Origin of the sequence: Micromonospora chersina, from assembly GCF_900091475.1 — a bacterium.
In the GTDB taxonomy this organism is placed as follows: Bacteria; Actinomycetota; Actinomycetes; order Mycobacteriales; family Micromonosporaceae; genus Micromonospora; species Micromonospora chersina.
In genome coordinates this window covers 2,626,274-2,650,252 of the sequence record NZ_FMIB01000002.1, presented here as the reverse complement: position 1 = coordinate 2,650,252, position 23,979 = coordinate 2,626,274, and the positions used below count along the sequence as shown (strand labels likewise).

At 73.4% G+C, this 23,979-nt stretch carries 26 protein-coding genes and 2 pseudogenes; 16 read left to right on the top strand and 12 right to left on the bottom strand.

Annotated features, from left to right (window positions below; translation table 11 throughout):
• Positions 1-48: 48 nt before the first annotated feature.
• Positions 49-1,034 (bottom strand): annotated as a pseudogene (sigB, locus tag GA0070603_RS12030) (RNA polymerase sigma factor SigB).
• Positions 1,035-1,259: 225 nt separating this feature from the next.
• On the opposite strand from sigB, the gene GA0070603_RS12025 reads away from it, so the two are divergent.
• Positions 1,260-2,048: a sporulation protein gene (locus GA0070603_RS12025; protein ID WP_091321865.1), complete on the top strand. Its 789-nt coding sequence runs from the start codon at positions 1,260-1,262 to the stop codon at positions 2,046-2,048.
• A gap of 4 nt (positions 2,049-2,052) precedes the next feature.
• Here the strand turns inward: GA0070603_RS12025 and dtd are convergent, their stop codons facing one another.
• Together dtd and GA0070603_RS12015 are read right to left on the bottom strand one after the other, a co-directional pair.
• Entirely contained in the window at positions 2,053-2,475 is a 423-nt protein-coding gene (gene dtd / locus GA0070603_RS12020; protein ID WP_091311863.1) for a D-aminoacyl-tRNA deacylase, read from the bottom strand.
• Complete coding sequence (locus GA0070603_RS12015) at positions 2,475-3,959, bottom strand: DUF7782 domain-containing protein (RefSeq protein WP_091311860.1); 1,485 nt, start codon at positions 3,957-3,959, stop codon at positions 2,475-2,477. The genes dtd and GA0070603_RS12015 overlap by 1 nt, the downstream gene beginning before the upstream one ends.
• 184 nt (positions 3,960-4,143) lie before the next feature.
• Here GA0070603_RS12015 and GA0070603_RS12010 point away from each other — a divergent pair.
• The 4 genes and pseudogenes from GA0070603_RS12010 to GA0070603_RS11995 form a co-directional block, all read left to right on the top strand.
• Positions 4,144-5,358 (top strand): annotated as a pseudogene (locus tag GA0070603_RS12010) (S8 family peptidase); the annotation flags it as partial.
• A 92-nt stretch (positions 5,359-5,450) separates the two neighbouring features.
• Complete coding sequence (locus tag GA0070603_RS12005; protein ID WP_091311853.1) at positions 5,451-6,035, top strand: HhH-GPD-type base excision DNA repair protein; 585 nt, start codon at positions 5,451-5,453, stop codon at positions 6,033-6,035.
• Positions 6,036-6,096: 61 nt separating this feature from the next.
• The gene (locus GA0070603_RS12000; protein WP_091311851.1) at positions 6,097-7,296 is read left to right on the top strand and encodes a low temperature requirement protein A; all 1,200 of its coding nucleotides are present in this window, start codon (positions 6,097-6,099) and stop codon (positions 7,294-7,296) included.
• 70 nt (positions 7,297-7,366) lie between these two features.
• Positions 7,367-8,599 (top strand): low temperature requirement protein A, encoded by a 1,233-nt coding sequence (locus GA0070603_RS11995; protein ID WP_244282503.1) that lies wholly within the window; start codon positions 7,367-7,369, stop codon positions 8,597-8,599.
• 4 nt (positions 8,600-8,603) lie between these two features.
• Here the strand turns inward: GA0070603_RS11995 and GA0070603_RS11990 are convergent, their stop codons facing one another.
• Positions 8,604-8,915, bottom strand: coding sequence for a hypothetical protein (locus GA0070603_RS11990; RefSeq protein WP_091311847.1), 312 nt, complete (start codon positions 8,913-8,915; stop codon positions 8,604-8,606).
• Positions 8,905-9,216 carry a hypothetical protein gene (locus GA0070603_RS11985; RefSeq protein WP_244282502.1) on the bottom strand — a complete coding sequence of 104 codons (312 nt, stop codon included), beginning with the start codon at positions 9,214-9,216 and terminating at the stop codon, positions 8,905-8,907. Before GA0070603_RS11985 ends, GA0070603_RS11990 begins: the two co-directional genes overlap by 11 nt.
• Positions 9,217-9,322: 106 nt before the next feature.
• Here GA0070603_RS11985 and GA0070603_RS11980 point away from each other — a divergent pair, with 106 nt between their 5' ends.
• The gene (locus GA0070603_RS11980) at positions 9,323-9,679 is read left to right on the top strand and encodes a DUF3099 domain-containing protein (protein ID WP_091321861.1); all 357 of its coding nucleotides are present in this window, start codon (positions 9,323-9,325) and stop codon (positions 9,677-9,679) included.
• 111 nt (positions 9,680-9,790) lie between these two features.
• On the opposite strand, the gene GA0070603_RS11975 is transcribed toward GA0070603_RS11980, so the two are convergent.
• Both GA0070603_RS11975 and GA0070603_RS11970 read right to left on the bottom strand, forming a co-directional pair.
• Positions 9,791-10,687 (bottom strand): carbohydrate kinase family protein, encoded by an 897-nt coding sequence (locus GA0070603_RS11975; RefSeq protein WP_091311842.1) that lies wholly within the window; start codon positions 10,685-10,687, stop codon positions 9,791-9,793.
• The gene (locus tag GA0070603_RS11970) at positions 10,684-11,619 is read right to left on the bottom strand and encodes a pseudouridine-5'-phosphate glycosidase (protein ID WP_091311839.1); all 936 of its coding nucleotides are present in this window, start codon (positions 11,617-11,619) and stop codon (positions 10,684-10,686) included. Before GA0070603_RS11970 ends, GA0070603_RS11975 begins: the two co-directional genes overlap by 4 nt.
• Positions 11,620-11,707: 88 nt before the next feature.
• Here GA0070603_RS11970 and GA0070603_RS11965 point away from each other — a divergent pair, with 88 nt between their 5' ends.
• The 3 genes from GA0070603_RS11965 to GA0070603_RS11955 all read left to right on the top strand — a co-directional run bounded on the left by GA0070603_RS11965 (position 11,708) and on the right by GA0070603_RS11955 (position 14,536).
• Complete coding sequence (locus GA0070603_RS11965; protein ID WP_030502976.1) at positions 11,708-11,926, top strand: DUF3039 domain-containing protein; 219 nt, start codon at positions 11,708-11,710, stop codon at positions 11,924-11,926.
• Positions 11,927-11,966: 40 nt separating this feature from the next.
• Complete coding sequence (locus tag GA0070603_RS11960; protein ID WP_091311835.1) at positions 11,967-12,617, top strand: trimeric intracellular cation channel family protein; 651 nt, start codon at positions 11,967-11,969, stop codon at positions 12,615-12,617.
• Positions 12,618-12,802: 185 nt separating this feature from the next.
• Positions 12,803-14,536, top strand: coding sequence for a DEAD/DEAH box helicase (locus tag GA0070603_RS11955; RefSeq protein ID WP_091311831.1), 1,734 nt, complete (start codon positions 12,803-12,805; stop codon positions 14,534-14,536).
• Positions 14,537-14,708: 172 nt separating this feature from the next.
• On the opposite strand, the gene GA0070603_RS11950 is transcribed toward GA0070603_RS11955, so the two are convergent.
• Both GA0070603_RS11950 and GA0070603_RS11945 read right to left on the bottom strand, forming a co-directional pair.
• Positions 14,709-14,942 (bottom strand): DUF7455 domain-containing protein, encoded by a 234-nt coding sequence (locus tag GA0070603_RS11950; protein WP_013284786.1) that lies wholly within the window; start codon positions 14,940-14,942, stop codon positions 14,709-14,711.
• Between the two features lie 244 nt (positions 14,943-15,186).
• A complete protein-coding gene (locus GA0070603_RS11945; RefSeq protein ID WP_091311828.1) occupies positions 15,187-16,797 on the bottom strand; it encodes an RNA polymerase sigma factor in 1,611 nt (536 codons plus the stop codon).
• A 287-nt stretch (positions 16,798-17,084) separates the two neighbouring features.
• Between GA0070603_RS11945 and GA0070603_RS11940 the strand changes: the two genes are divergently transcribed.
• Positions 17,085-17,906: an inositol monophosphatase family protein gene (locus GA0070603_RS11940; protein ID WP_091311826.1), complete on the top strand. Its 822-nt coding sequence runs from the start codon at positions 17,085-17,087 to the stop codon at positions 17,904-17,906.
• Positions 17,907-17,983: 77 nt separating this feature from the next.
• Here GA0070603_RS11940 and GA0070603_RS11935 read toward each other — a convergent pair whose 3' ends face one another.
• Positions 17,984-18,496 (bottom strand): LytR C-terminal domain-containing protein, encoded by a 513-nt coding sequence (locus tag GA0070603_RS11935; RefSeq protein ID WP_208863032.1) that lies wholly within the window; start codon positions 18,494-18,496, stop codon positions 17,984-17,986.
• A gap of 436 nt (positions 18,497-18,932) precedes the next feature.
• Here GA0070603_RS11935 and GA0070603_RS11930 point away from each other — a divergent pair, with 436 nt between their 5' ends.
• Positions 18,933-19,229, top strand: coding sequence for a DUF4193 domain-containing protein (locus GA0070603_RS11930; protein WP_091269374.1), 297 nt, complete (start codon positions 18,933-18,935; stop codon positions 19,227-19,229).
• Positions 19,230-19,361: 132 nt separating this feature from the next.
• Positions 19,362-20,231 (top strand): hypothetical protein, encoded by an 870-nt coding sequence (locus tag GA0070603_RS11925; protein WP_091311818.1) that lies wholly within the window; start codon positions 19,362-19,364, stop codon positions 20,229-20,231.
• 21 nt (positions 20,232-20,252) lie between these two features.
• Here GA0070603_RS11925 and GA0070603_RS11920 read toward each other — a convergent pair whose 3' ends face one another.
• A complete protein-coding gene (locus tag GA0070603_RS11920) occupies positions 20,253-20,744 on the bottom strand; it encodes a DUF3093 domain-containing protein (protein ID WP_091311814.1) in 492 nt (163 codons plus the stop codon).
• Positions 20,745-20,830: 86 nt separating this feature from the next.
• Here GA0070603_RS11920 and dut point away from each other — a divergent pair, with 86 nt between their 5' ends.
• The 4 genes from dut to GA0070603_RS11900 all read left to right on the top strand — a co-directional run bounded on the left by dut (position 20,831) and on the right by GA0070603_RS11900 (position 23,270).
• Positions 20,831-21,328, top strand: a complete 498-nt coding sequence (dut, locus tag GA0070603_RS11915; protein ID WP_208862868.1) for a dUTP diphosphatase — start codon at positions 20,831-20,833, stop codon at positions 21,326-21,328.
• Positions 21,329-21,353: 25 nt separating this feature from the next.
• The gene (locus GA0070603_RS11910) at positions 21,354-22,007 is read left to right on the top strand and encodes a DUF3710 domain-containing protein (protein ID WP_091311806.1); all 654 of its coding nucleotides are present in this window, start codon (positions 21,354-21,356) and stop codon (positions 22,005-22,007) included.
• A 211-nt stretch (positions 22,008-22,218) separates the two neighbouring features.
• A complete protein-coding gene (locus GA0070603_RS11905; protein WP_091311801.1) occupies positions 22,219-22,599 on the top strand; it encodes an OB-fold nucleic acid binding domain-containing protein in 381 nt (126 codons plus the stop codon).
• A complete protein-coding gene (locus GA0070603_RS11900) occupies positions 22,596-23,270 on the top strand; it encodes a DUF3159 domain-containing protein (protein WP_091311797.1) in 675 nt (224 codons plus the stop codon). The genes GA0070603_RS11905 and GA0070603_RS11900 overlap by 4 nt, the downstream gene beginning before the upstream one ends.
• An 18-nt stretch (positions 23,271-23,288) precedes the next feature.
• Here the strand turns inward: GA0070603_RS11900 and GA0070603_RS11895 are convergent, their stop codons facing one another.
• On the bottom strand, positions 23,289-23,978 hold the full coding sequence (locus tag GA0070603_RS11895; RefSeq protein ID WP_091311794.1) for a potassium channel family protein: 690 nt from the start codon (positions 23,976-23,978) through the stop codon (positions 23,289-23,291).
• Position 23,979 lies beyond the last annotated feature (1 nt).

The following is a 23,979-nucleotide window of genomic DNA, read 5'->3' as shown; positions in this document are numbered from 1 at the left end:
CGTGCGACAGGCCCCGGCGCACCGCCGGGGCCTGTCGTGAGTCGGGGGTCAGCAGGCGTACGCCTCCAGCCGGTTGGCCCGCTCCGGGTCACGCAGCTTCAGGAGCGTCACCTTCTCGATCTGCCGGATCCGCTCCCGCGACAGCCCGAACTCGCGGCCCACCTCGTCGAGGGTGCGCTGCCGGCCGTCGTCCAGGCCGAACCGCAGCCGGATCACCGCCTGCTCCCGCTGGGAGAGGGTGGCCAGCACGATGCGCACCTCGTTGCGCAGCTCGCCGTCGCCGGCGGCGTCGCCCGGGTCGGCGTTGGGGTCCACCGCGGCGACGAAGTCGCCCAGCGCGCTCTCGCCGTCCTCGCCGACCGTCTGGTCCAGGCTCACCGGCTCCCGGTCGTACGAGATCAGCTCGATCACCTGGTACTCCGGGATCTCCAGCGCGGTGCCACCTCGGCGACGGTGGGCTCCCGGCCCAGCGTGACCGACAGCTCGCGGCGGACCCGGACCATCCGGTTGACCTGCTCGACCATGTGAACCGGGATGCGGATGGTGCGGGCCTGGTCGGCCATGGCGCGGGTGATGGCCTGGCGGATCCACCAGGTGGCGTAGGTGGAGAACTTGTAGCCCTTGGTGTAGTCGAACTTCTCGACCGCGCGGATCAGGCCGAGGTTGCCCTCCTGGATGAGGTCGAGGAAGGCCATCCCGCGGCCGGTGTAGCGCTTCGCGATGCTCACCACCAGCCGGAGGTTCGCCTCCAGCAGGTGGTCCTTGGCGGCGCGGCCCTCGGCCGCGATCAGCTCCAGGTCGGCGCGCAGCTCGGCGGAGACCGGGGTGCAGGTGGACAGCTTCTCCTCGGCGAAGAGGCCGGCCTCGATCCGCTTGCTCAGCTCGACCTCCTGCGCCGCGGTGAGCAGCTTGGTGCGGCCGATGCCGTTCAGGTACGCCCGGACCAGGTCCGTGGAGACGCCGCGCTCGTCGGTGGCGTCCAGGTCGGTCAGGGTGACGTCCATGTCCTGGTGCTCGATCATCTGCTGGGCCATCTCGTTTTCTCCCCGTGTCCGTCGTGCCGTACCGGTTCCGTGTCGTCCGCCGACGCGGTGGTGCCGGTGATGAACAGCTTGGCGGGCGGGGCGTGAAACGGGAGTGAGGCGATCGGGGACCCGACAGCAATCCGAGCGGAACCTCGGCTGTGCCTTGCCGCGCCCGGTTACCGTGCCAGCGGCCGGCCAGCGAGGCTCGGCGCGCACAGGCGAACGGAGGACGTGGTGGTCTTCAAGCGGCTCATGCAGGCGATGGGTGTGGGTGGACCGTCGGTGGAGACGGTGCTGGCCAACCCGAACTGCCGTCCCGGCGGCCAGTTGGAGGGCCGGATCCAGGTGGTCGGCGGCGACCACCCGGTGGACGTGAGCTACGTCGCACTGGGCCTGGTCACCCGTGTCGAGGTGGAGAGCGGCGACTCGGAGTACGACACCACCCAGGAGTTCGGCCGGGCCCAGGTGACCGGCGCGTTCCGGCTGGACCCGGGGCAGCGGTACGACGTGCCGTTCCGCTTCCAGGTGCCCTGGGAGACCCCGCTCACCGACCTGTACGGCCAGCACCTGCACGGCATGACCATGGGGCTGCGCACCGAGCTGGAGGTGGCCCGGGCGGTCGACAAGGGCGACCTGGACGCGGTGGCGGTGCACCCGCTGCCGGCGCAGGAGCGGCTGCTGGAGGCGCTGCTGCGGCTGGGCTTCCGCTTCGCCCGGGCCGACGTCGAGCGTGGCCACATCTACGGCCTGCGGCAGAGCCTGCCGTTCTACCAGGAGATCGAGTTCCACCCGGCGCCCCAGTACGCGCGCGCCATGAACCAGCTCGAACTCACCTTCGTCACCGACCCGCACCAGATGCACGTGGTGCTGGAGCTGGACAAGCGCGGCGGCCTGTTCACCGAGGGGCACGACGCCTTCGGCCGTTTCACCGTCGACCACGCCACGGCGGACCGCACCGACTGGACCGCCCAGCTCGACGGCTGGCTCCGCCAGTCCCTGTCCCGCCGGGGCCTCTTCTTCTGACCGGTCAGAGGTCCAGGAGGAGGGTGCGGGGGCCGACGTTGACGCTCTCGACGAGCATGTGGGTGCGGAAGCGGCCGGTCTCCACCTTGGCACCTCGTTGGCGCAGCTCGCGGACCACCGCGTCCACCAGGGGTTCGGCCACCTCGGCGGGGGCCGCGGCGGTCCAGCTCGGGCGTCGGCCCTTGCGGGCGTCGCCGTAGAGGGTGAACTGGCTGACCACGAGGACGGGGGCGCCGGTGTCGGCGGCGCTGCGCTCGTCGTCCAGGATGCGCAGCTCGTGGATCTTGCGGGCCATGGTGGCGGCCACCTGCGGGGTGTCCGTGTGGGTCACCCCGAGCAGCACCAGCAGCCCGTCGGCGATCTCGCCGACCACCTCGCCGTCGACAGTCACGGCGGCCCGGCCGACCGTCTGCACCACGGCCCGCATCAGTCCGCCACCGGCTCGACGATGCCCCGCTCGACCAGGTGCGCCACGATCGGCCCGGCCGCCTCGGCCAGCTCGTCCGGGGCGACGTCGTGCGCGGCGGCGAGCAGGGCGAGCTGGTCGCGCAGGGGCAGCCGGCCGTCCGCGCCGCCGACCAGGGCGAGCACCAGCGGGTCGATCTCCTCGGACCAGCGCAGCCCGCGCGGCATGGCGAGGACCTGCCGGTCCACGGCCCAGCCCTCCTCGCCCATGGTGGCCTCCTGGCGCAGCTGGAGCCCGTCGGCGGCCCGGTAGCGCGCGGCCAGCAGCCCGTCGGTGTCGCGGGCCCGCAGCCAGTCCTGCCTGTCGAACCACTCGCCGACCCGGTCGCCCAGTGGCGGCTCGACCCGCTGGCGCAGGTCCTCCACCCGGACGATCGGCTCGTCGTGGCCGGCGCGGCGCAGCGAGACGATGCCGAACCCGACGGCCTCCACCTTGTGCGCGTCGAACCAGTCCAGCCAGGCGGCCATTCGCTGCGGGTCGGCCGTCTCGCCGACGTCGGTGAGCCACAGGTTGACGTACGCCATCGGGTCCGCCACCTCGCGCTGGATCACCCAGGCGTCCAGGCCGGTGCCGGCGAACCAGCCGGTGACCCGCTCGGCCCAGTCCTCGCCGGTGACGTGCACCCAGTTGGCCAGGTACTGCATGGTCCCGCCCTCGGTGAGCAGGTGCGGGGCGGCGGCGGCCAGTTCGGCGCCGATCGCGTCGCCGACCCGGCCGGAGTCCCGGTAGACGTGCGTCGTGGTGCCGGGCCCGACCACGAACGGCGGGTTGCTCACCACGAGGTCGAACCGGCGGCCGGCCACCGGGGCGACCAGGTCGCCGCGGAGCAGTTCCCAGTCCTGCCCGTTGAGCGCTGCGGTGGTGGCGGCGAAGCGCAGCGCCCGCTCGGAGACGTCGGTGGCGGTCACCCGGCGGGCGTGGGTGGACAGGTGCAGGGCCTGGACGCCCGAGCCGGTGCCCAGGTCCAGCGCGGTCTCCACCGGCCGGCGCACGGTCGCGCCGATGAGCGTCTGGGTGGCGCCGCCGATGCCCAGCACGTGCTCGGCGTGCAGCGGGCGGCCGGGGCGGGCGCTGGCCGGCACGTCGGCGAGCACGAACCAGTCGTCCCCGTACGGCTCCAGGTCGACGCCGGCGCGCAGCCCCTCGCCGTGCGGCTCCACGAGGCCACCGGCGAGCGCCTCCTCGACGGTCAGCGGGGCGAGGGCGGCGGCCACCACGGGCTCCGGCTCGGTCTGGTCGCAGATGAACACCCGGATCAGCGTGCCGAGCGGGTCCCGGTCCTCGGTGGCGCGCAGGGCGGCCCGGTAGTCGTTGCGGGCGACCGCGCCGGTGGCCTGCGGGCCGAGCCGGTCGGCGATCCCGTTGGCGGTGAAGCGCGCCCGGGTCAGGGCGGTGCGCAGCGCGTCGACCCCGGCGGGGGAGAGCAGCATGTCGTGACGGTCCACGTCGTCATCCTGCCTCCCCGGGGCGCCCGACCGGCCGGCACCCGGCGGATCCATACCGTCAGCTCACTGTATCGGCCGTTATCTCTTTTATGTTCATCAATGAATGGCTAGCATCTGCGCCAACATCCGTCGATGGGCGCCCCGGTGGCCACGAGCCCGGGAACGCCCGGTAGGGAGCCAGACGATGTCCGACGTGTCCGTTCCCCGGCGGCGTGCGCTGCGCGCGTTCGCCGTCACGGCCGCCGCCGCGGCCCTCGCCGCCGCCGCCTCCACCCCCGCCCTCGCCGCGCCGACCGGCGACGTCCGCTACGCCTCCGCCCCCGACGCCATCAGCGGCAGCTACCTGGTGGTGCTGAAGAGCGACACCGTCGGCGCCGCGAACAGCCTCGCCGCCCGGACCGCCGTGCCGGACCGGGCCGCCGGCCTGGCCAAGCGCTACGGCGGCAGCGTCGGCACGGTGTGGACCTCCGCCCTCACCGGCTACAGCGCGAAGCTGAGCCCCGCCCAGGCCCGCCGGCTCGCCGCCGACCCGGCCGTCGCGTACGTCGAGCAGGACCGGGTGGTCAGCGCCCAGGCCACCCAGACCAACCCGCCGTCCTGGGGCCTCGACCGCATCGACCAGCGCAGCCTGCCGCTGAACGCCAGCTACACCTACCCGAACACGGCCTCGAACGTCCGGGCGTACATCATCGACACCGGCATCCGGACCACCCACACCGACTTCGGCGGCCGGGCCACCTGGGGCACTAACACCGTCGACACCAACAACACCGACTGCAACGGACACGGCACCCACGTGGCCGGCACCGTCGGCGGCACCCGGTACGGCGTGGCCAAGGGCGTCCGGCTCATCGCCGTCAAGGTGCTCAACTGCTCCGGCAGCGGCAGCACCACAGGCGTGGTGAGCGGCATCAACTGGGTCACCTCGAACGCGGTGAAGCCGGCCGTGGCCAACATGAGCCTCGGCGGCGGCGTCAGCAGCTCGATCGACAACGCGGTGACCAACTCGGTCAACTCCGGCGTCACGTACGCGGTCGCGGCCGGCAACTCCAGCGCCAACGCCTGCAACTACTCGCCGGCGCGGGCCGCCGCCGCGATCACCGTCGGCTCCACCACCAGCAGCGACGCGCGCTCGTCCTTCTCGAACTACGGCTCCTGCGTGGACATCTTCGCCCCCGGGTCGAGCATCGTCTCCGCGTACCGGACCAGCGACACCGCCAGCAGCACGCTGAGCGGCACCTCGATGGCCTCGCCGCACGTGGCGGGCGCCGCGGCGCTGGTGCTCGGCGCCAACCCGTCGTACAGCCCGGCGCAGGTGGCCAGCTACCTGACCACCAACGCCACCACCGGCAAGGTGACAAACCCCGGCACCGGCTCGCCGAACCGGCTGCTGTTCGTCGTCAACTGACGAGCGCGGCCGCACGGCCCGGTGGACCCCACCCCAGTCCACCGGGCCGTGTCGCGCACACGGGTGGCGGCGGGCGCGGCAGGATGGAGGGCATGACGCTCTCGCTGCCCATCGACCCGCAGGCCAACGAGCTGCTGGCGCGCAGCCCGCTGGCGCTGCTCCTCGGCATGGTGCTGGACCAGCAGGTGCCGATGGAGAAGGCGTTCTCCTCCCCGTACGTCCTCGCCCAGCGGCTCGGCCACGAGCCGGACGCCCGGGAGCTGGCCGAACACGACCCGGAGGCCCTGGTCGAGATCTTCGCCCGGCCGCCGGCCCTGCACCGGTTCCCCAAGGCCATGGCGGCCCGGGTGCAGGAGGTGTGCCGGGCCCTGGTCGAGCGCTACGACGGCGACCCGGCCCGGCTCTGGTCCGAGGTGGCCGACGGCCGGGAGCTGCTGCGCCGGGTCGGCGAGCTGCCCGGTTTCGGCAGGCAGAAGGCGCAGATCTTCGTCGCCCTGCTCGGCAAGCGGTTCGGGATCACCCCGGACGGCTGGCGCGAGGCGGCCGGCGGCTACGGCGACGTGGACGCGTACCGCTCGGTGGCCGACGTGACCGATCCCGAGTCGCTGCGCCGGGTCCGTGAGTACAAGCAGCGGATGAAGGCGGAGGCGAAGGCCGCGAAGGGCTGACGCAACCCGGGCCCACGCTGGCTCGTTGCATGATCGTCAAGGCGGTCACGGCGGGCGGGTGATGACGGACGAGCGGGGGGCGGAACTCCTGCGCGGCGGCGGGGGCAGCCATCGTGCGACCTTCCTGGAGCTCTTCCTCGACGTCGTCTTCGTCTTCGCCTTCACCCGGGTCTCGCAGCGCCTGATCACCGACGTGGCGACGGGCGGCGAACGCCTCCCGCTGGAGCTGGCGCAGACGCTGTTCCTGCTGCTCGCGCTCTGGATGGTCTGGTCGCTGACCGCCTGGGCCACCAGCCACTACGACCCCGAGCAACCGCCGATCCAGGCGGTGATGGTCGGGTCCATGTGCGGCAGCCTGGTGATGGCGGTCTCGGTGCCGGACGCTTACGGCCCGCACGGCCTGAGCTTCGCCGCCGGGTACGTCTCCATCCAGCTGGGCCGCTCGATCTACCTGACGGTGGCGCTGCGCCGGCACTCCCAACGGCACCTGTCCAGCCGGATCGTGGTCTGGTCGGCCGTCTCGGCCGTACCCTGGCTCGTCGGTGGCCTGGTGGGGGAGGACCTGCGGCTGCTCTGCTGGGGCCTGGCCCTGGCGATGGACTACCTGGGCCTGGTCATCGGCTGGCCGGTGCCCCGGCTGGGCCGGGCGACGGCCACCGCGTGGACGGTGACCGGCGAGCACCTGGCCGAGCGCTACCAGCAGTTCACCATCATCGCGCTCGGCGAGATGATCTTCGTGGCCGGCGTCGGGTTCAGCGGCAGCGACTTCACGCTGCTGCGCTGGATCGGCCTCCTGGACGCCTTCGCCACCACCGTGCTGCTCTGGCGCATCTACTTCCACCGGGCGGGCTCGGTGCTGGTCGAGGCGGTGGCCGAGGCCCGGCAGCCGGCCCGCCTCGGGCGGTCGGCCACCTGGACCCACCTCACGATGATCGCCGGCATCGTCACCGCGGCGGTCGGCTACGAGGTGGCCATCGCCGAGCCCGGGGGGCACGCCGACGCGGTCCGGGTGGCGGCCATCGTCGGGGGCCCGGCGCTCTTCGTGGTCGGCCGGGCCCGGTTCGAGTACGAGGTGTTCGGCCGCGTCTCCCGGTCCCGCGTGATCGGTCTGCTGCTGCTGGTCCTCGGGGTGCCGCTGCTGAGCCGGCTGCCGCTGCTCGGCATCGCCGCCGGCGTCACGGCGGTGCTGACCGGGATGGCCGTGGCGGACGCGCTGCGGGCCCGGGGCCGCCCGCCGGAACGCCCGGCCTCGCCGATGTGACCCGCCCGGGGACACGCAACCGGGGCGGTGGCCGCGTCGTTGGGAGGCAGGACGGCGGACGGGGGTCACGGTGGACGAACGGGCTGCGGCGCTGCTGCGCCCGCCGATGAGTTCCGCACGCGCCACCTTCCTGGAACTCTTCTTCGACCTGGTCTTCGTCTTCGCGCTGACCCGGGTGTCCCAGCGGCTGATCAACAGCCTGCCCGCCACCGGCTGGTCGCTGGCCGCCGCGGTCGGCCGCACGGTGCTGCTCTTCCTGGCGTTGTGGATGGTGTGGACGATCACCGTTTGGGTGACCAGCCGCTACGAGCCGGAGCAGGCAGTCATCCAGGCCGTGGTGATCGGCACCATGTTCGCCAGCCTGCTGATGGGGGTGGCGCTGCCGCGGGCCCTGGAGGAGCGGGCGCTGCCGTTCGCCGTCGCGTACGTGGCGGTGATGTTCGGCCGGCCCATCGTCATCGCCGCCGCGCTGCACGGCCATCCGCGGCGGTTGGTGCCGCTCCGGCTGGCCGCCTGGGCCGGGGGGACCGCGCCGCTCTGGCTGGGCGGCGCGCTGGGGCCCGACGAGATGCGCCTGCCGCTCTGGGCCCTCGCGCTCACCGTCGACTACGTCGCCCTGTTCACCGGCTGGCCGCTGCCGCGGCTCGGATCCTCGCCGACCCTCGGCTGGCGGATCGCCGGCGAGCACCTGGCCGAGCGTTACCAGCAGATCTTCCTCATCGCGCTGGGCGAGTCGATCCTGGTCATCGGGGTGACGTACAGCGGCGAGAAGTTCTCGGCCGAGGCGGCCGGGGCCTTCGTGGTCGCCTTCGTCACCACGGCGCTGCTCTGGCGGATCTACTTCCACCGGGCCGGGCGCCTGCTGGGCGAGGCGCTGCGGCTGGCCCGCGTGCCGGGCCGGCTCGGCACGTCGGCCACGATCACCCACCTGGTCATCGTGCTCGGCGTGCTCACCACGGCGGTCGGCTACGAGGTGGTCATCGCCGAGCCGTTCCACCGGTCCGACGCGGCCCTGCTGCTGTTCGTGGTGGGGGGACCGCTGCTCTTCCTGGTCGGCCGGGCCCGCTTCGAGTACGAGATCTTCGGCCGCGTCTCGCTGCCCCGGGTGCTCGGCGGGGGCGCGCTGCTCCTGCTCGTCCCGCTGCTGGCGCACGGTCCCGCCGTGCGCGCCCTGTGGCTGGTGGCCGCCGTGCTGGCCGGCGTGGCGCTGGCGGACGCGTGGCGCAGCCGCGGTCGCCCGCCGGAGATGTCGGCCTCCCCGATCGGGCGCAGGGGGCCGGAGAGCAGCGGCCCGGAGGCGTGACGGCTCAGGCGGCGGTGGGGCGGGACAGCGCCGCCAGGGCCCGGCGCACGTCGGCCAGGGACACCGTGGCGGAGTCGTCGAGGTCGGCCAGGCCGGCCTCGATCCACTGGCGCATGAGCGTGGTCACCCCGATGCCGCGCGTCTCGGCGGCCGCCCGGACCCGCTCGTACGTCTCCAGCGGCAGGCGCACCGAGCGGCTGACCATCGGCACATCGGTGTCGGGGGTGGGCAGTTCCGCGGGCTGGGTCTCGTCGATCAGGTCGGCGAGCGCGTCGCCGCCGTCGTGGAACCGCTTGGTCGCGTCGTTACGGTGCATCGTGACCGCCTCCTCGTCGGCGTGACCTCCGCACCGCGTCGTCGTAGCGCTTGGCCTCGACGTCGCTCAGTTCGCGGGCGGAGAGGATGTCCCAGTCGTTGTCGGTGCCGTCGGCCTCGGCCAGCAGCACCGCGAGGCGTCGCCCCCGGTGGTCGGTCGCGTAGACCACCATGACGTCGTCCCCGAGGTGCCGGATGACCCGCCGCGTGCTGTGCAGGGCCTCCCAGACTTCCCCCGGCGTGACGTCGTAGACCCGCAGGTTGGCCAACGCCTCGTCGGTGAAGCTGAACCGGTTGCCCACGGGGCCAGCGTACCACGGGCGTAACACGCACCGCCTTGTCACGATTTTCGCCGATCAACCGTCGGGGGTGACAGGATGAGTCGTAATCCCCTCGAGGAGGTCCGTGGTGAAGCGTCAGGCGTATCAACCGATCCTGATCACCGACGCCTCGCGCAGCCAGGACGACCAGCTCACCAGCCGGCAGAAGCGCTACGTGCTGATGATGGGAATCCGGGTCGCGTGCCTGGTGATCGGTGCGGTCCTGGTCGGTGTGAAGGCACCGCTGCTCTGGCTCTGGCTGCCGCTCTGCGGTCTCGGGATGGTGCTCATCCCGTGGCTGGCCGTGCTGCTGGCCAACGACCGCCCGCCCAAGGAAGAGCACCGGCTGGCCGGAAAGTTCCAGCACCGCCACCGCGACGAGACCCCACCCATGTCCCTCACGGCGGAGGAACGCCCCCACAAGGTCATCGACGCGGAACCCTGACCGACCCACCCACCCACCGCGATCTTGCAGTTGGTGCCCCGGCAAACCGCCCGAACCGGACAGGAACGGGGCTGCAAGTGCAAGATCGCGGCGAGCGAGGGGGTCAGGGGGTCAGGGTTGGGGGCGGGCGCCTATCGTTGTCACCGCCAGGGCGCCCAGGTCGCCGGCTCGGGTCAGTGCCGCGCGGGGGTTCGCGCCCTCCAGCCACGCCGTGAGCAGGCCGGCGGCGAAGGCGTCGCCCGCCCCGGTCACGTCCACCACGGCCACCCCGGGCGCCGGGGCCGTCTCGACCAGCCCGGTCCGGTCCACCCACACCGCGCCGGCCGCGCCCCGCTTCACCACCACCCGCCGGGCCACCGAGGTCAGCGCCCGGGCCTGCGCCGCCGGGTCCAGCCCGCCGGCCAGCACCGTCGCCTCGTCCGTGTTGACCAGCAGCAGGTCGACGTCGCGTACCCAGGTCAGGAACGCCGTGCCGACCCGCCGCAGCGGGGCCGCGGAGGCCGCGTCGACGCTCGTGGTCAGCCCGCGCTCGCGGGCCGCGGCCAGCGCGCGCAGGCCCGCGCCGCGCGACCCCACGTCCAACAGGGGGTACGCGGACAGGTGCAGATGCCCGGCGTCGGGCGCCGCCGCCACGGTCCGGTCGACGTGCCCGGCGGTCAGCCGCAGGTTCGCCCCCCGCTGGCTGACCATGGTGCGCTCCCCGTCGTGGGTGAGCACGATGACGGTGCCCGTCGGGTAGCCCTCGTGGCGTTCCACCGCGCAGGTCACCCCGACCCGCTCCAGTTCGGCGACCCGCTCGCGGCCGGTCTCGTCGTCGCCGACGGCGGCCACCAGGGTGACGGCAGCCCCCTGGCCGGCCAGCCAGGCCGCGGTGTTGGCCGCCTGGCCGCCGCCGCTGAACCGGATCCCGGCCGCGGTGTCCGAGCCGGTGGCCAGGGGACCGGAGAGCACCGCGAGCACGTCGGTGATCACGTCGCCGACGACGATGATGCGGGGCGCGGGACTCATGCCGAGGGGGCGGTGCGGCGGGCCGCCGAGGCGACCGCGATCCGGGCCGCCAGGTCGGCGTTGCGCAGGATGATCCGGACGTTCACCGCCAGGCTGGCGCCCTCGGTGGCCGAGTGGAAGTGGGCCAGCAGGAACGGGGTCACCGCCTTGCCGGTCACCCCGTCACGGGCCAGCATCGCCAGGCCAGTGGCCAGGGTGCGGTCGTGCAGCGCGGGGTCGAGCTGCTCGTCCACGGGCAGCGGGTTCGCCACGATGAGCCCGCCGTGATGCACGCCCTGGTCGCGGCGGGCGGCCAGCACGTCGGCGGCCTGCTCCGGGGACTCCACGGACCAGTCCAGGTCGAAGCCGGCGTCGGTGAGGTAGAAGCCGGGGAAGCGGCGGGTGCGGTAGCCGACCACGCTCACCCCTAGGGTCTCCAGCCGCTCCAGGGTGGCGCCCACGTCGAGGATCGACTTCACCCCGGCGCAGACCACCGCGATGGGGGTCCGGGCCAGGGTGACCAGGTCGGCGGACTCGTCGAAGGTCTGCGCGGCCTCCCGGTGCACCCCGCCGAGCCCGCCGGTGGCGAAGACGCCGATCCCGGCCGCCGCGGCCACCGCGCTGGTCGCCGCCACCGTGGTGGCGCCGTCCGCGCCGGTCGCCGCCGCCACGGCGAGGTCGCGCACCGAGAGCTTGCTCACCCCGTCGACCGTGGCGAGCCGGGTGAGCTGGGCGTCGTCCAGCCCCACGATCAGCTCACCGGCGACCATGCCGATGGTGGCCGGGACGGCGCCCGCGTCCCGGACCGCCTGCTCGATCTCCCGCGCGACGCGAAGATTGTCCGGCCGGGGCAGACCGTGCGAGACGATGGTGCTCTCCAGGGCGACGACCGGACGCCCGTCGCGCAGGGCGTCGGCCACCTCGGTGCCGAGACTGATGTGAAAGTTGGTCACTTCGGCTACGGTACGGGCCGCTCTCGGCGCGGGCCCAGGTGGACCGGGCCGGATCGACCTGCAAAACTGGACCGTTGGAGGTGTAGACGTGAGTACAGAGGTTCTCGAGCGTCCCGAGCTGAAGGACGCCGACACCGGCCCGGAGATGTTCCACTACGTCCGCAAGGAGAAGATCGCGGAGAGTGCCGTCATGGGCACCTTCGTGGTGGCTCTCTGCGGCGAGACCTTTCCGGTGACCAAGGCCGCGAAGCCGGGTTCCCCGGTCTGCCCGAAGTGCAAGGAGATCTACGACTCGTACGCCGAGTGATCCCGGGCGGCCTCCCCGGCCGCCCGCGTAACCTGCGGCGGTGACCACCTCCACCCCGCTGCTCCTCGCCGACCTCACCGGCGTGGCCGTCTTCGCGGCCTCCGGCGCCTCCGCGGCGGTGGCCAAACGGCTCGACCTCTTCGGGGTGGTCTTCGTCGGCGTCGTCGCCGCCCTCGGCGGCGGAATCTTCCGCGACCTGGTCATCGACGAGGTGCCGCCGCTGGCCTTCGCCGACTGGCGGTACGCGGTCACCGCGGCGGTCACCGCCGCCGCCATCTTCTGGCTGCATCCCCAGTTCGCCCGGCTGCGCACCACAGTGCTGGTGCTCGACGCGGCCGGACTCGCCCTGTTCACCGTCACCGGCACGCTCAAGGCCCTCGACGCCCACGTGCCGGCCGTCGGCGCCTGCATGATCGGCATGCTCACGGCGATCGGCGGCGGGCTGGGCCGGGACCTGCTCACCGGCGAGATCCCGGTGGTGCTGCGCCGGGAGATCTACGCCGTGGCCGCGCTCGCCGGGTCGATCGCGGTGGCGCTGCTGTCGACGTACGGCCTGGCGACCAGCGGGCCGTTGACCGCCGCGGCCGTCTTCGTCTTCGGGCTGCGCCTGGTGTCCCTGCGGCGGCGCTGGTCCGCCCCGGTGCCGGCGCTGCGGCCGCCGCGCACCGGCGCCCGGGGACCGCAGGTCTGAGCCCTGCCACGCCGGGGTGGGCGGATGTGACCAGCGTGGCGTCGAGTGGGGCGGAACGCCCCCGCTGGTTATGCTGAGTCGGCCTTCGCGGCACCGATGCGCGAGGGCGTTTTCATGGGCGGCGGTACCCGTGGCCCTCGGCCGGGCGGGGCCCGTCGCCGCCTGCGAGCGGAGAGGAGCTACGCGTGGCACCGCGGTTGCCGGCGCTCGACACGTTCCCACCCCTGCGTGCCTGGCAACGCAAGGCGATGGTGGAGTACCTGCGCCGCCGCACCGAGGACTTCACGGCGGTCGCCACGCCCGGCGCCGGTAAGACCACGTTCGCCCTCCGGATCGCCGCCGAACTGCTGAACGACGGCACCGTCGAGGCCGTCACCGTGGTCGCCCCGACCGAGCACCTGAAGACCCAGTGGGCGGAGTCCGCCGCCCGGGTCGGCATCCAGCTCGACGCCGCCTTCCGCAACGCCGACCTGCACTCCGCGGCCGACTTCCACGGCGCGGTCGTCACGTACGCCCAGGTCGGCATGGCGCCGCAGGTGCACCGGCGGCGCACCATGACCCGGCGCACGCTGGTCATCCTCGACGAGATCCACCACGCCGGCGACTCGCGGACCTGGGGCGACGGCGTCAAGGCGGCCTTCGAGCCCGCGGTACGCCGGCTGATGCTCACCGGCACGCCGTTCCGCTCCGACGACAACCCGATCCCGTTCGTCAGCTACGAGCGGGGCGGGGACGGGCTGCTCCGCTCCCGCGCCGACTCGGTCTACGGCTACTCCGACGCGCTGCGCGAGGGCGTCGTCCGGCCGGTGCTCTTCCTGGCGTACTCCGGGGAGACCCGGTGGCGCACCAACGCCGGCGAGGAACTGGCCGCCCGGCTGGGCGAGCCGATGACCCAGGACCTCATCGCGCAGGCGTGGCGTACCGCGCTGGACCCGGCCGGCGACTGGATGCCGCAGGTGCTGCGGGCCGCCGACGCCCGGCTGACCGTGCTGCGCAACAACGGCATGCCCGACGCGGGCGGCCTGGTGATCGCCAGCGACCAGCAGGTGGCCCGCTCGTACGCCAAGCTGCTGGAGCAGGTGACCGGTGAGAAGGCCGCCGTGGTCCTCTCCGACGACCAGGGCGCGTCCGCGCGGATCGCGACGTTCGCGGCCTCCGAGCAGCGCTGGCTGGTCGCGGTGCGGATGGTGTCCGAGGGCGTCGACATCCCCCGGCTGGCCGTCGGCGTCTACGCGACGAGCGCCAGCACGCCGCTCTACTTCGCGCAGGCGATCGGCCGGTTCGTCCGGGCCCGCCGGCCCGGTGAGACCGCCTCGGTCTTCCTGCCCAGCGTGCCGCACCTGCTCGGGCTGGCCAGCGAGATGGAGGCCGAGCGGGACCACGTGCTCGGGAAGCCGAAGGACTCCGACGGGCTCGACGACGACCTGTTGGAGCGCGCCCAGCGGGAGGACCAGGCCAGCGGGGAGCTGGAGAAGCGGTTCGCGGCGCTGTCCGCCACGGCCGAGCTGGACCAGGTGATCTTCGACGGTGCGTCGTTCGGCACGGCCGCCCAGGCCGGCACCCCGGAGGAGGAGGAATACCTCGGGCTGCCCGGTCTGCTCACCGCCGACCAGGTCTCGATGCTGCTCACCAAGCGGCAGGCCGAGCAGCTCGCCGCCCAGCGGCGCCGGAGCACCCAGCGGGCCGCTGAGCCGGCCGCTGCGGCCCCGACGGCGCCCCCGGCACCGATGAGTGCCGCCCAGCGCCGGGTGGCCCTCCGGCGGCAGCTGAACGCCCTCGTGGCGGCCCGCCACCACCGCACGGGGCAGCCGCACGGCAAGATCCACGCCGAGCTGCGCCGCCTCTGCGGCGGCCCGCCCAGCGCCCAGGCGACGATCGAACAACTGGAAGAGCGCATCGCGACGGTCCAGACCCTCTGACGGGTCCAACCGCCCGCCCCGGTCTGGTTGATCAAGAAGTTTGCGTCAGGGTCCAGCCGGATTCCGACGCAAACTCCTTGATCAACGCTCCCGGGGGTGGGTGTGCGAAAAGCCGGCCGGAGGTCCCTGGGGACCTCCGGCCGGCTTATGTCGAGTTGCGGATTCCTCGTACTCAGTTCGCCATCAGATCGGCGCCACGCCAGCTGAACTCGGGGTCCGACGCGTAGCGCACGGTGATCTTCACGAGATCCTCCGCGTACTTGTTCGCGTGGTGCCCACAGAACACCAGCTCGCTCCCGCCCGCCAGAGTGATCCGGAGCTTGCCGGCAGCATTGCAGCGGTCGCACCGTTCATCGGCGGCCGGGGGGCTCACCGTCTCGGGCGGCGGCGTGAGGGTCGGGGTCATCGCCTTCCTCCTCTGGTCGTCACCGATGAACACTCTCTTCGGTTGCTCACCTATCGTGCAACACCCTTCTCGGGCCCTGCCTTCCCTGTGTGCCCGTCGGGGACGGAGGTCACACCTGGCGGGAAGACAGTGTGCCGTGCACCAAGGGTGCCACGTCAACGATCACAAACGGGCAACCGTCAGGTCACCGGAGAGTGTTCTACGGCTGGTGATCAAACCGACACGGCTGGTTGACGCGTGGCGGTCAGTCCAGGTAGTCGCGGAGCACCTGGGAACGCGAGGGGTGCCGCAACTTGGACATGGTCTTGGATTCGATCTGCCGGATGCGCTCCCGGGTCACGCCGTACACCTGGCCGATCTCGTCCAGGGTGCGCGGCTGGCCGTCGGTGAGGCCGAAGCGCAGACGTACCACGCCCGCCTCCCGCTCGGACAGCGTCTGGAGGACCTGCTGGAGCTGGTCCTGGAGCAGCGAGAACGACACCGCGTCGACCGCGACGACCGCCTCGGAGTCCTCGATGAAGTCGCCGAGCTGGCTGTCACCCTCGTCACCGATGGTCTGGTCGAGCGAGATGGGCTCCCGGGCGTACTGCTGGATCTCCAGCACCTTCTCCGGTGTGATGTCCATCTCCTTCGCGAGCTCCTCCGGGGTGGGCTCGCGGCCCAGGTCCTGGAGCAGCTCGCGCTGGATCCGGCCAAGCTTGTTGATCACCTCGACCATGTGCACCGGGATGCGGATGGTGCGGGCCTGGTCGGCCATGGCGCGGGTGATGGCCTGGCGGATCCACCAGGTGGCGTAGGTGGAGAACTTGTAGCCCTTGGTGTAGTCGAACTTCTCGACCGCGCGGATCAGGCCGAGGTTGCCCTCCTGGATGAGGTCGAGGAAGGCCATGCCGCGCCCGGTGTAGCGCTTGGCCAGCGAGACGACCAGCCGGAGGTTCGCCTCCAGCAGGTGGTTCTTGGCCCGCTCGCCGTCGCGCGAGATCCACATCAGGTCGCGCTGCATGTCGCGGGTGAGCTTCTCCTCGCCCTCGTCGGCGGCGCGCAGCCGCTCGGCGGCGTAGAGGCCGGCCTCGATCCGCTTGGCGAGCTCGACCTCCTGCTCGGCGTTGAGCAGCGGCACCTTGCCGATCTGCTTGAGGTAGGCCCGGACGGAGTCGGCGGAGGCGGTCAGCTCGGCGTCCCGGCGCGCCTGCTTGAGCGCCTCGGACTCCTCGTCGTCCCACTCGAAGTCGTTGTCGGTGGCGGAGCTGGCCGCGTCGGCCTCGGCGGCCTGGGTTAGCTCGGCCGGCTCCTCGACCACCACGTCCTCGATCTCGGCGGCGAGCTCCTCCGGGTCGATCTCACCCTCGGCGCCCTCGCCCTTCGCCCCGTCCTTAGCCGGCTTCGCGGCGGCGTTCTTGGCGGCGACGGTGGCCTTGGTGGCCCGGGTCGACTTGGTGGCCTTCGCCGGGGCGGCGGCCTTGGCGGCCACCTCGGCGGTGGTGCCGGCGGCCTTGCGTGCCGTCGCCTTCCGCGGGGCGGGGGCCGGGGCCTCCTCGGCGGCCGGCGCCTGCTTCGGGGCGGGCGCGGCGGCCTTCTTGGTGGTCTTGGCGGTGGTGGCCCGGGAGGCCGGGGTGGCGGACCGGGCGGCGGCGACCCGGCGGCGGGTGCTCGCCGAGCCGTCCACGACCACCGTCACGCCCGCCTCGGAGAGCGCACGGAGGATCTTCTTGGCCTGGGCCGGGGTCACCTCAGCGGACTCGACGGTGCGCGCGAGCTGGGCCGACGTGAGCTGGCCGCCGGCGCTCTGCGCGTGGGCGATCAGGGTGTCGGTGAGCGAGCGAACGTCGGCGCCGGTCTGGCGTGGTTCTGTCACGAATGACCTTCCGGAGGCGAAGAGCGAGCACGGCCGGGTCGTCCGGCGCAGCACGGGCCGCCGTGCCGGGCGATGTCGTTGAGGGACCCCCGTGTCCCGGGCCGACCGGTCGCTGGCGGTCCGTGGCGCGTGGGGCAGGGTGAATTGTAACGCCGTCTGCGGCGATCATCCTGCGCCGCACGGTGGACCGGCCGTACGGACCGCCGATTAGACGCAGTTGTGGACTTTGTAAGGATGATACCCGCGCACGAACCGGCCGGTCCGGGTCGTGCCGGAAGGGGACGAACATGACCGCCTCGGCACCCACGCCGCAGGAACTGCTCACGATCGCCGTCGAGGTGGCACGGGACGCCGCGGCCACCGCGCACCGGATGCGGGCCGAGGGGGTGTCGGTCGCCGCGACCAAGAGCACCGTCACCGACGTGGTGACCGCCGCCGACCGGGCGGTGGAGCGGCAGGTGCTGGCGGCGCTGCGGACGCTGCGCCCCGGCGACGCGGTGCTGGGCGAGGAGTACGGCGCGGGGGAGGCCGGCCCGGCCGCCGAGAACGGGGTGCGCTGGATCGTCGACCCCATCGACGGCACTGTCAACTATCTCTACGGGCTGCCGTACTGCGCGGTCTCCCTGGCCGCCGAGGTGGCCGGCGAGGTGGTCGCCGGGGTGGTGCGCAACGTGGCGACCGGGGAGGAGTGGACGGCCACCACGGGCGGCGGCGCCTGGCGGGACGGGCAGCGGCTGCGCTGCTCCGCCGAGACCGACCTCGGGCAGGCGCTCGTCGCCACCGGGTTCGGCTACGACGCCGGGCGCCGGGCGCACCAGGCCCGGGTGGTCGCCGAACTGATCCCGCAGGTGCGCGACATCCGCCGGATGGGCGCCGCCGCGCTCGACCTCTGCCTGGCCGCCGAGGGCCGGGTGGACGCCTACTACGAGAAGGGGCTGGCCGCCTGGGACCTCGCCGCGGGCGGGCTGGTCGCCCGGGAGGCCGGGCTGCTGGTGACCGGACTGTCGGGCCGGCCCGCCGGCCCGGACCTGGTGCTCGCCGCGCCGCCCGCGCTGTACGAGCCGCTGCACACCCGGCTCGCCGCCCTGGACGCCTCCGGCGGCCCGTGACCGGTCCCGCCCGGCCCCGAACGCGGAAAGAGTGGCCACCCCGCCGGGGGAGGCCACTCTTTCCGGGAGTGCGACTGCTACCGGACCGGGCCCGGGCAGGTGCCGGCCGGCGCCTCCGGCGAGCCGAGGTCGCCGAGGGACTGGTTGACCTCGGTGGTGGTGGCCAACTGCTGGAAACCGTTGCCGAGGACCACGTCGACCGTGTCGTCGGTGCGCTTCAGGTCGGGTTCGAGCTTGGCCTGGTTGAGGAAGTAGGCCCGCAGCAGATGCGCGGAGCCGACGCCCTTGGGGCCGAAGCGCAGCACCGCCACCGTGTCCACGGGCTTGGCGTTGCCCACCTTCTTCACCTGGAACTTGCGGTTGCGGAAGTCGTCCGCGACGCTGCCGGCCAGGCCGACCTCGTCCGGGTTGCCGTTGTAGACGTTGATCTTGACGTCCTTCTGCTCCCGCAGGCGCAGGTCGGCGACCGGCCAGCCCTGCGGGCAGTCCTCGGCGGAACTGGCCGTGCCCTGGGTGTCGCGGACCAGGGCGACGACGACGAAGACCAGGGCGGTGACCGCCAGCAGTCCGACGACAACGAGTGCCCGCACTCGCGCAAAACTCATTCTGGGCGCTCCCCGGACGGTGTTTGGGTGGCGGCGGCCGCCGGCGGTCGGTCCGCCCCGCCGGCCGTCGAGTACGCCGCTGAGGTTAACGCTTGTCCGGCCGTCGCGTGGAAACAGCCCGACATGCCGGCGCGCCACCGGGGGAACGGGTACTACTACCCCTATCTTCGTGTCGCCTGAGTCACATTGGGAACAACTTCGGGCGCAGGGGCGTACATCTCTGCCACGAGGGCGGTATACATGCCTCGCCCAAAGGGGGGGTAAGGTTCCGCGCTCGCTGGGGGAGTTCCTTCCTGGCGGCCCGGCTCCCGACGGTCGGGTCGGGTGACCGACACATTTGGTGGCCGGCCAGCGGAACCGAAACAGCGTCGTCCGGCGTTACAACCGGAAGCGACCATATCGATATGGGAGAGTGAAACCGATGGCCACCGACTACGACGCCCCGCGTCGCGACGAGGTCGACCTCGGCGAGGACAGCCTGGAAGAGCTCAAGGCCCGGCGCGTCGACACACAGTCGGGCGCCGTGGACGTCGACGAGGCCGAGGTGGCCGAGAGCTTCGAGCTGCCCGGCGCCGACCTGGCCGACGAGGAGCTCACGGTCAAGGTGCTACCGATGCAGCAGGACGAGTTCCGATGCGCCCGCTGCTTCCTGGTCCACCACCGCAGCCAGCTGGCGGTCGAGCGCAACGGCGAGCTGATCTGCCGCGAGTGCGTCTGACCCCGACGCGAGACACCGGCGGCGGCCTCCTCGACGGGGCCGCCGCTTATCGAGCCGCCGTGCGCCGGTGGCGGGAAGCTGCTTGACTCGTACCGGCGGCTGTCACGCCGCGGGGAGCAGGAGGGCGGACGGGTGAGCGAGCGCAGCGAGCGGGCCGACGGGCCGGACGCCGACGGGGGCCGGTCGACCGGGGGGACACCACCCGCGGAAGCCTCCGCCGAGCCGGCGCCGCCCACGACGGACGCCGGCCGGCCCGGCACGGACGCCGAGGAGCTCGGCGCGACCGTCGCCGCGCTGACCGCGGACGACCTGCCCGTGGCCCGCCGCCGGCAGCTGCTCACCCGGCTGGTCGGCCAGGCCCGTGCCCGCGGCATCACCGACCTGTACAAGCCGAAGGCCGCGATCCGCTGGATGGCCGACACCGTCGCCGAGATCGCCCCGCGCGTGCCGATCCGCGACCGGGCCACGCTCCGCAAGCACTTCCCCGGCCTGGACGACGACGCCCTCGCCGACCGGCTCATCCGCAACGCGGCCCGGGCCACCGCCGGCGTCGGCGCGGCCGGCGGCGGGGTCGCCGCGGTCGAGTGGGCGGTCACCCCGACCCTGCTCTCCGCCCCGGTGCTGCTGGCCGCCGAGACGGTCGCCGTGGTGGCGATCGAGCTGAAGCTGATCGGCGAGCTGCACGAGGTGCACCGGGTGCCGCTGCCCGCCGGGGGCGCGCAGCGGGCCGTGTCGCTGGTGCAGTCCTGGGCCACCCAGCGCGGGGTCAACCCGATGATGCCGGGCGTGGGGGTCAGCGCGGTGCTGGGCACCGCCGCCCGCCGCGAGCTGCGCGACAGCCTGCTGCGCCGCTTCGGCCGCAACCTCACCACGCTCGGCCCGTTCCTGACCGGCGCCGCCGTGGCCGGCTACCTCAACCGGCGGGCCACCCGCACCCTCGGCGACCAGCTCCGCAAGGACCTCCGCCACCAGGCCCGCGCGCTGCCCGGCAAGCAGCCCTGACGCGGCGGACCGCCGGGCCGGTCAGGCGGCGTCGCGGGCGGCGAGCAGGGCCGTGGCCAGCTCGACCGGGTGGCGGGTGCTGACCACCCAGAACGGGGTCGGGTCGTCGGGATCGTCCAGCACCACCTGCACCGCGCCGCCGACCCAGGGGCGCTGCACCACGAAGGCGAGCGGGTCGGAGCCGACGCCGAGCACCTCACGCCGGCCGGCCGCGTCCAGCGGCACCGCGTCGGCGACGAAGCGCACCGGGAGGCGGGCGTCGTCGACCCGCAGCTCGCCGCCCTGGACGGTGACCCGGATCCGGCCCAGCCACCAGAGCGTGGCCGCCGCCGCGGGAAGCAGCAGCACGAACGGCAGCCAGGCCCGGACACCGCTCGCGCCCATCCACAGCTCGGCGGCGAGCAGCCCGGCGACGGCCAGGCCGGCCGGCCAGGCCCACCAGGGCAGCCCGAGGCGCTCCGCGTATCCGGCGGTGGCGGCCACGGGGGCGGTCGAGGATGACGACTGACGCACAGTCCGAGGGTACGGCGCGCCGGTGGCCGGCGAACCGGCAGGATGGCAGGGTCACCCCCGCAAGGACCGGACGGAAGAGGATGACCGTGACAGACGTCGTACCCGTGCCCGTACGGCAGCTCGACCCGGAGCTGCCGCTCCCGGCGTACGCCCATCCCGGCGACGCCGGCGCGGACCTGGTGGCCGCCGCGGACGTGGAGCTGCCGCCCGGCGGGCGGGCCCTGGTGCCGACCGGCGTGGCCGTGGCGCTGCCGGAGGGGTACGTCGGCCTGGTGCACCCCCGATCGGGGCTGGCGGCCAGGCTCGGTGTGACGGTGCTCAACGCGCCCGGTACGGTCGACGCCGGCTACCGGGGTGAGATCCTGGTCAACCTGATCAATCATGATCGGGAGACGCCGGCGAAGATCAGCCGCGGCGACCGGATCGCGCAGCTCGTGGTCCAGCGGGTCGCCCGGGCCGAGTTCCAGCCGGTGGTCGAGCTGCCCGCGTCCCGGCGCGGGACCGGCGGGCACGGCTCCACCGGCGGGCACGCCGGGCTGGTCCCCGCTCCGGCGGGCGGGCAGACGGAAGAGGTGGCAGGGTGAGTGCGAACAGCGGAGGGTGGGCGCAGTGATCTTCTCCCGTAAGCGGGCCGAGGGCGCGCGGCACGCGCGCGACGAGCGGGACGCCGGGGTCCTCGACACCGAGGAGACCCCGCAGCCGCCGGCCCGCGGCCCGTACGACGTGTCCGAGGCGCCCGACGCGCCCCGGCTCGACCTGGGCAGCCTGCAGATCCCGGCGGTGCCGGAGGTCGAGGTGCGGGTGCAGGCCGACCCGCAGGGCGTGATCCAGCAGGTCGTCCTGGTGCACGGCCAGAACGCCCTCCAGCTCGGCGTCTTCGCCGCACCCCGGTCCGAGGGCATCTGGGACGAGGTGCGCGAGGAGATCCGGCAGTCGCTGTTCAACGACGGCGCCGCCGCCCAGGAGGTCCAGGGGGAGTACGGCACCGAGCTGCGCGCCCGCGTCCGGACCCCGGACGGCATCACCGACCTGCGCTTCGTCGGAATCGACGGGCCGCGCTGGATGGTCCGCGGGGTCTACCAGGGTGAGGCCGCCACCAACCCGGTCGCCGCCGGCCCCCTCGCGGCCTGCCTCGACGGCCTGGTCGTCGACCGCGGCCAGGAGGCCAAGCCGGTCCGCGAGCCGCTGCCGCTGCGGCTGCCCCGCGAGGTGGCCGAGCAGCAGGCCGGCCAGGAGGGCGCGCCGCAGCAGCGGGAGGCCTGAGTTCCGAGCACCGCGATCCGGGCCCGGTCGGAGTCGGCGTGACGTCGACGACGCCGGGCCCGTCGCGTGTCCGGCCCCCGGAGGTACGCCCTCCGACGCCGGTCCCGCCGCCGGGCCGGTTCGGCGTACGCTGGCGGAACGGTTCCGGCAATCCGGGGCCTACCCAGAGCCGGCGGGAGCCGGCGGGCGTGGAGAGGGTGACGCGGAGGTCATGACGACCGACGAGAGCCGGGTGTCGCTGCGGCGGTTCCTGCAACGGCTCACCGCGAGCGAGGCCGAGATCGAGGCGCAGGAGCTGCAACGGGAGAGCGCCGAGTGCGGCGGCATGCCGGCCCGCCAGTGCACGCGCGGCCAGGTGGTCTCGGTCACCGGGCGGCTGCGCACGGTGGTCTACACGCCCCGGACCAACCTGCCCACGCTGGAGGCCGACCTCTACGACGGCAGCGACGTGGTCACCCTGGTCTGGCTGGGCCGGCGGCACATCGACGGCATCGAGCCGGGCCGGCACCTCACCGCCCGCGGCCGGGTGGCCGTACGGGACGACCGCAAGGTGATCTACAACCCGTACTACGAGCTGGAGTCGCCGAAGTGACGACCGGACAGCACACCGAGCCGGAACTCGGGCCGGAGGACGAGCGGCTGCCCAGCATGGCCGAGCAGATGGCCGACCAGCTCGGCGGCTGGCGGGGTCTGGTCGAGTCGAGCATCCCCGTGGTGGTCTTCGTGATCGCCAACGTGGTGGGCGACCTGCGCCCGGCCGTGATCGCCTCGGTGGCGGTGGCGCTGCTGATCGCCGGGCTGCGGCTGGCCCAGCGCCGGCCGGTGCGGCACGCGGTCAACGGCCTGGTCGGCATCGCCATCGGCGCGGCCATCGCCTGGCGCACCGGCGACGAGCGCGACTTCTACCTTCCCGGCATCCTCTACGGCATCGGCTACGGCCTGGCCCTGCTGCTCTCGGCGGCCATCAAGCAGCCGCTGGTCGGCTGGATCTGGTCGGTGCTGGTGGCCAAGGGCCGGTCCGAGTGGCGCGACGACCCGAAGCTGGTGCGCACGTTCACCCAGCTCACCGTGCTCTGGGGCGTGGTGTGGCTGGCCAAGGTCGGCGTGCAGGCCGGGCTCTACCTTGCCCACCAGGACACCGCGCTGGGCGTGGCCCGGCTCGCCCTGGGCTACCCGCCGTACGCCCTGCTGCTGCTGATCACCGTCTGGGTGGTGCGCCGGGTCACCCGGGAGCCCGCGCCGACGCCGCTGCCGGGGGCCTGAGCCCCCGGCGCCACCACGTCAGGGGCGTTCGCGGTTGCGCCCGACGCTGTCCGGGCCGAGGATCACCGCCCGCACCTCGTCCTCCACGGCCGCCGTGCACACGAAGATCAGCTCGTCGCCGGCCTCGATCGGGTCGTCCGGGCTGGGCACCAGCACCCGCTTGCCGCGCAGGATCGCCACGAGCGCGGCGTCCCGGGGCAGCGGCACGGCGTGGATCGGCTGCCCGACGTAGGGCGCGGTCGGCGGCAGGGTGATCTCGACGAGGTTCGCCTCGCCCTGCCGGAAGGTCATGAGCCGGACCAGGTCGCCGACGGTGACCGCCTCCTCGACCAGCGCGGCCATGACCCGCGGCTTGCTCACCGCGACGTCCACGCCCCACTGCTCGGTGAAGAGCCACTCGTTCTCCGCCCGGTTGACCCGGGCCACCACCCGGGGCACCGCGAACTCGGTCTTGGCCAGCAGCGACACGACCAGGTTGACCTTGTCGTCGCCGGTGGCCGCGACGACCACCTCGCAGCCGGCCAGGTTGGCCTCCTCCAGGCTGGCCAGCTCGCAGGCGTCGGCGAGCACCCAGTCGGCGGCCGGCACCCGGTCGGGCCGGAGCATCTTGGGCTGCCGCTCGATCAGCATCACCTGGTGGCCGTTGTCGATCAGCTCCTGGGCGATCGACCGGCCCACGTTGCCCGCGCCGGCGATGGCGATACGCATG

What these genes read in the sequence shown, in the direction of transcription:
- GA0070603_RS11950 (WP_013284786.1), bottom strand. Translation starts at nt 14,942, where the DNA reads ATGACCCCGACCCTCACGCCGCCGCCCGAGACGGTGAGCCCCCCGGCC.
- dtd (WP_091311863.1), bottom strand. Translation starts at nt 2,475, where the DNA reads ATGCGGGCCGTGGTGCAGACGGTCGGCCGGGCCGCCGTGACTGTCGAC.
- GA0070603_RS12000 (WP_091311851.1), top strand. Translation starts at nt 6,097, where the DNA reads ATGACGGACGAGCGGGGGGCGGAACTCCTGCGCGGCGGCGGGGGCAGC.
- GA0070603_RS11895 (WP_091311794.1), bottom strand. Translation starts at nt 23,978, where the DNA reads ATGCGTATCGCCATCGCCGGCGCGGGCAACGTGGGCCGGTCGATCGCC.
- GA0070603_RS11930 (WP_091269374.1), top strand. Translation starts at nt 18,933, where the DNA reads ATGGCCACCGACTACGACGCCCCGCGTCGCGACGAGGTCGACCTCGGC.
- GA0070603_RS11905 (WP_091311801.1), top strand. Translation starts at nt 22,219, where the DNA reads ATGACGACCGACGAGAGCCGGGTGTCGCTGCGGCGGTTCCTGCAACGG.
- GA0070603_RS12005 (WP_091311853.1), top strand. Translation starts at nt 5,451, where the DNA reads ATGGAGGGCATGACGCTCTCGCTGCCCATCGACCCGCAGGCCAACGAG.
- GA0070603_RS11940 (WP_091311826.1), top strand. Translation starts at nt 17,085, where the DNA reads ATGACCGCCTCGGCACCCACGCCGCAGGAACTGCTCACGATCGCCGTC.
- GA0070603_RS11975 (WP_091311842.1), bottom strand. Translation starts at nt 10,687, where the DNA reads ATGAGTCCCGCGCCCCGCATCATCGTCGTCGGCGACGTGATCACCGAC.
- GA0070603_RS11990 (WP_091311847.1), bottom strand. Translation starts at nt 8,915, where the DNA reads ATGCACCGTAACGACGCGACCAAGCGGTTCCACGACGGCGGCGACGCG.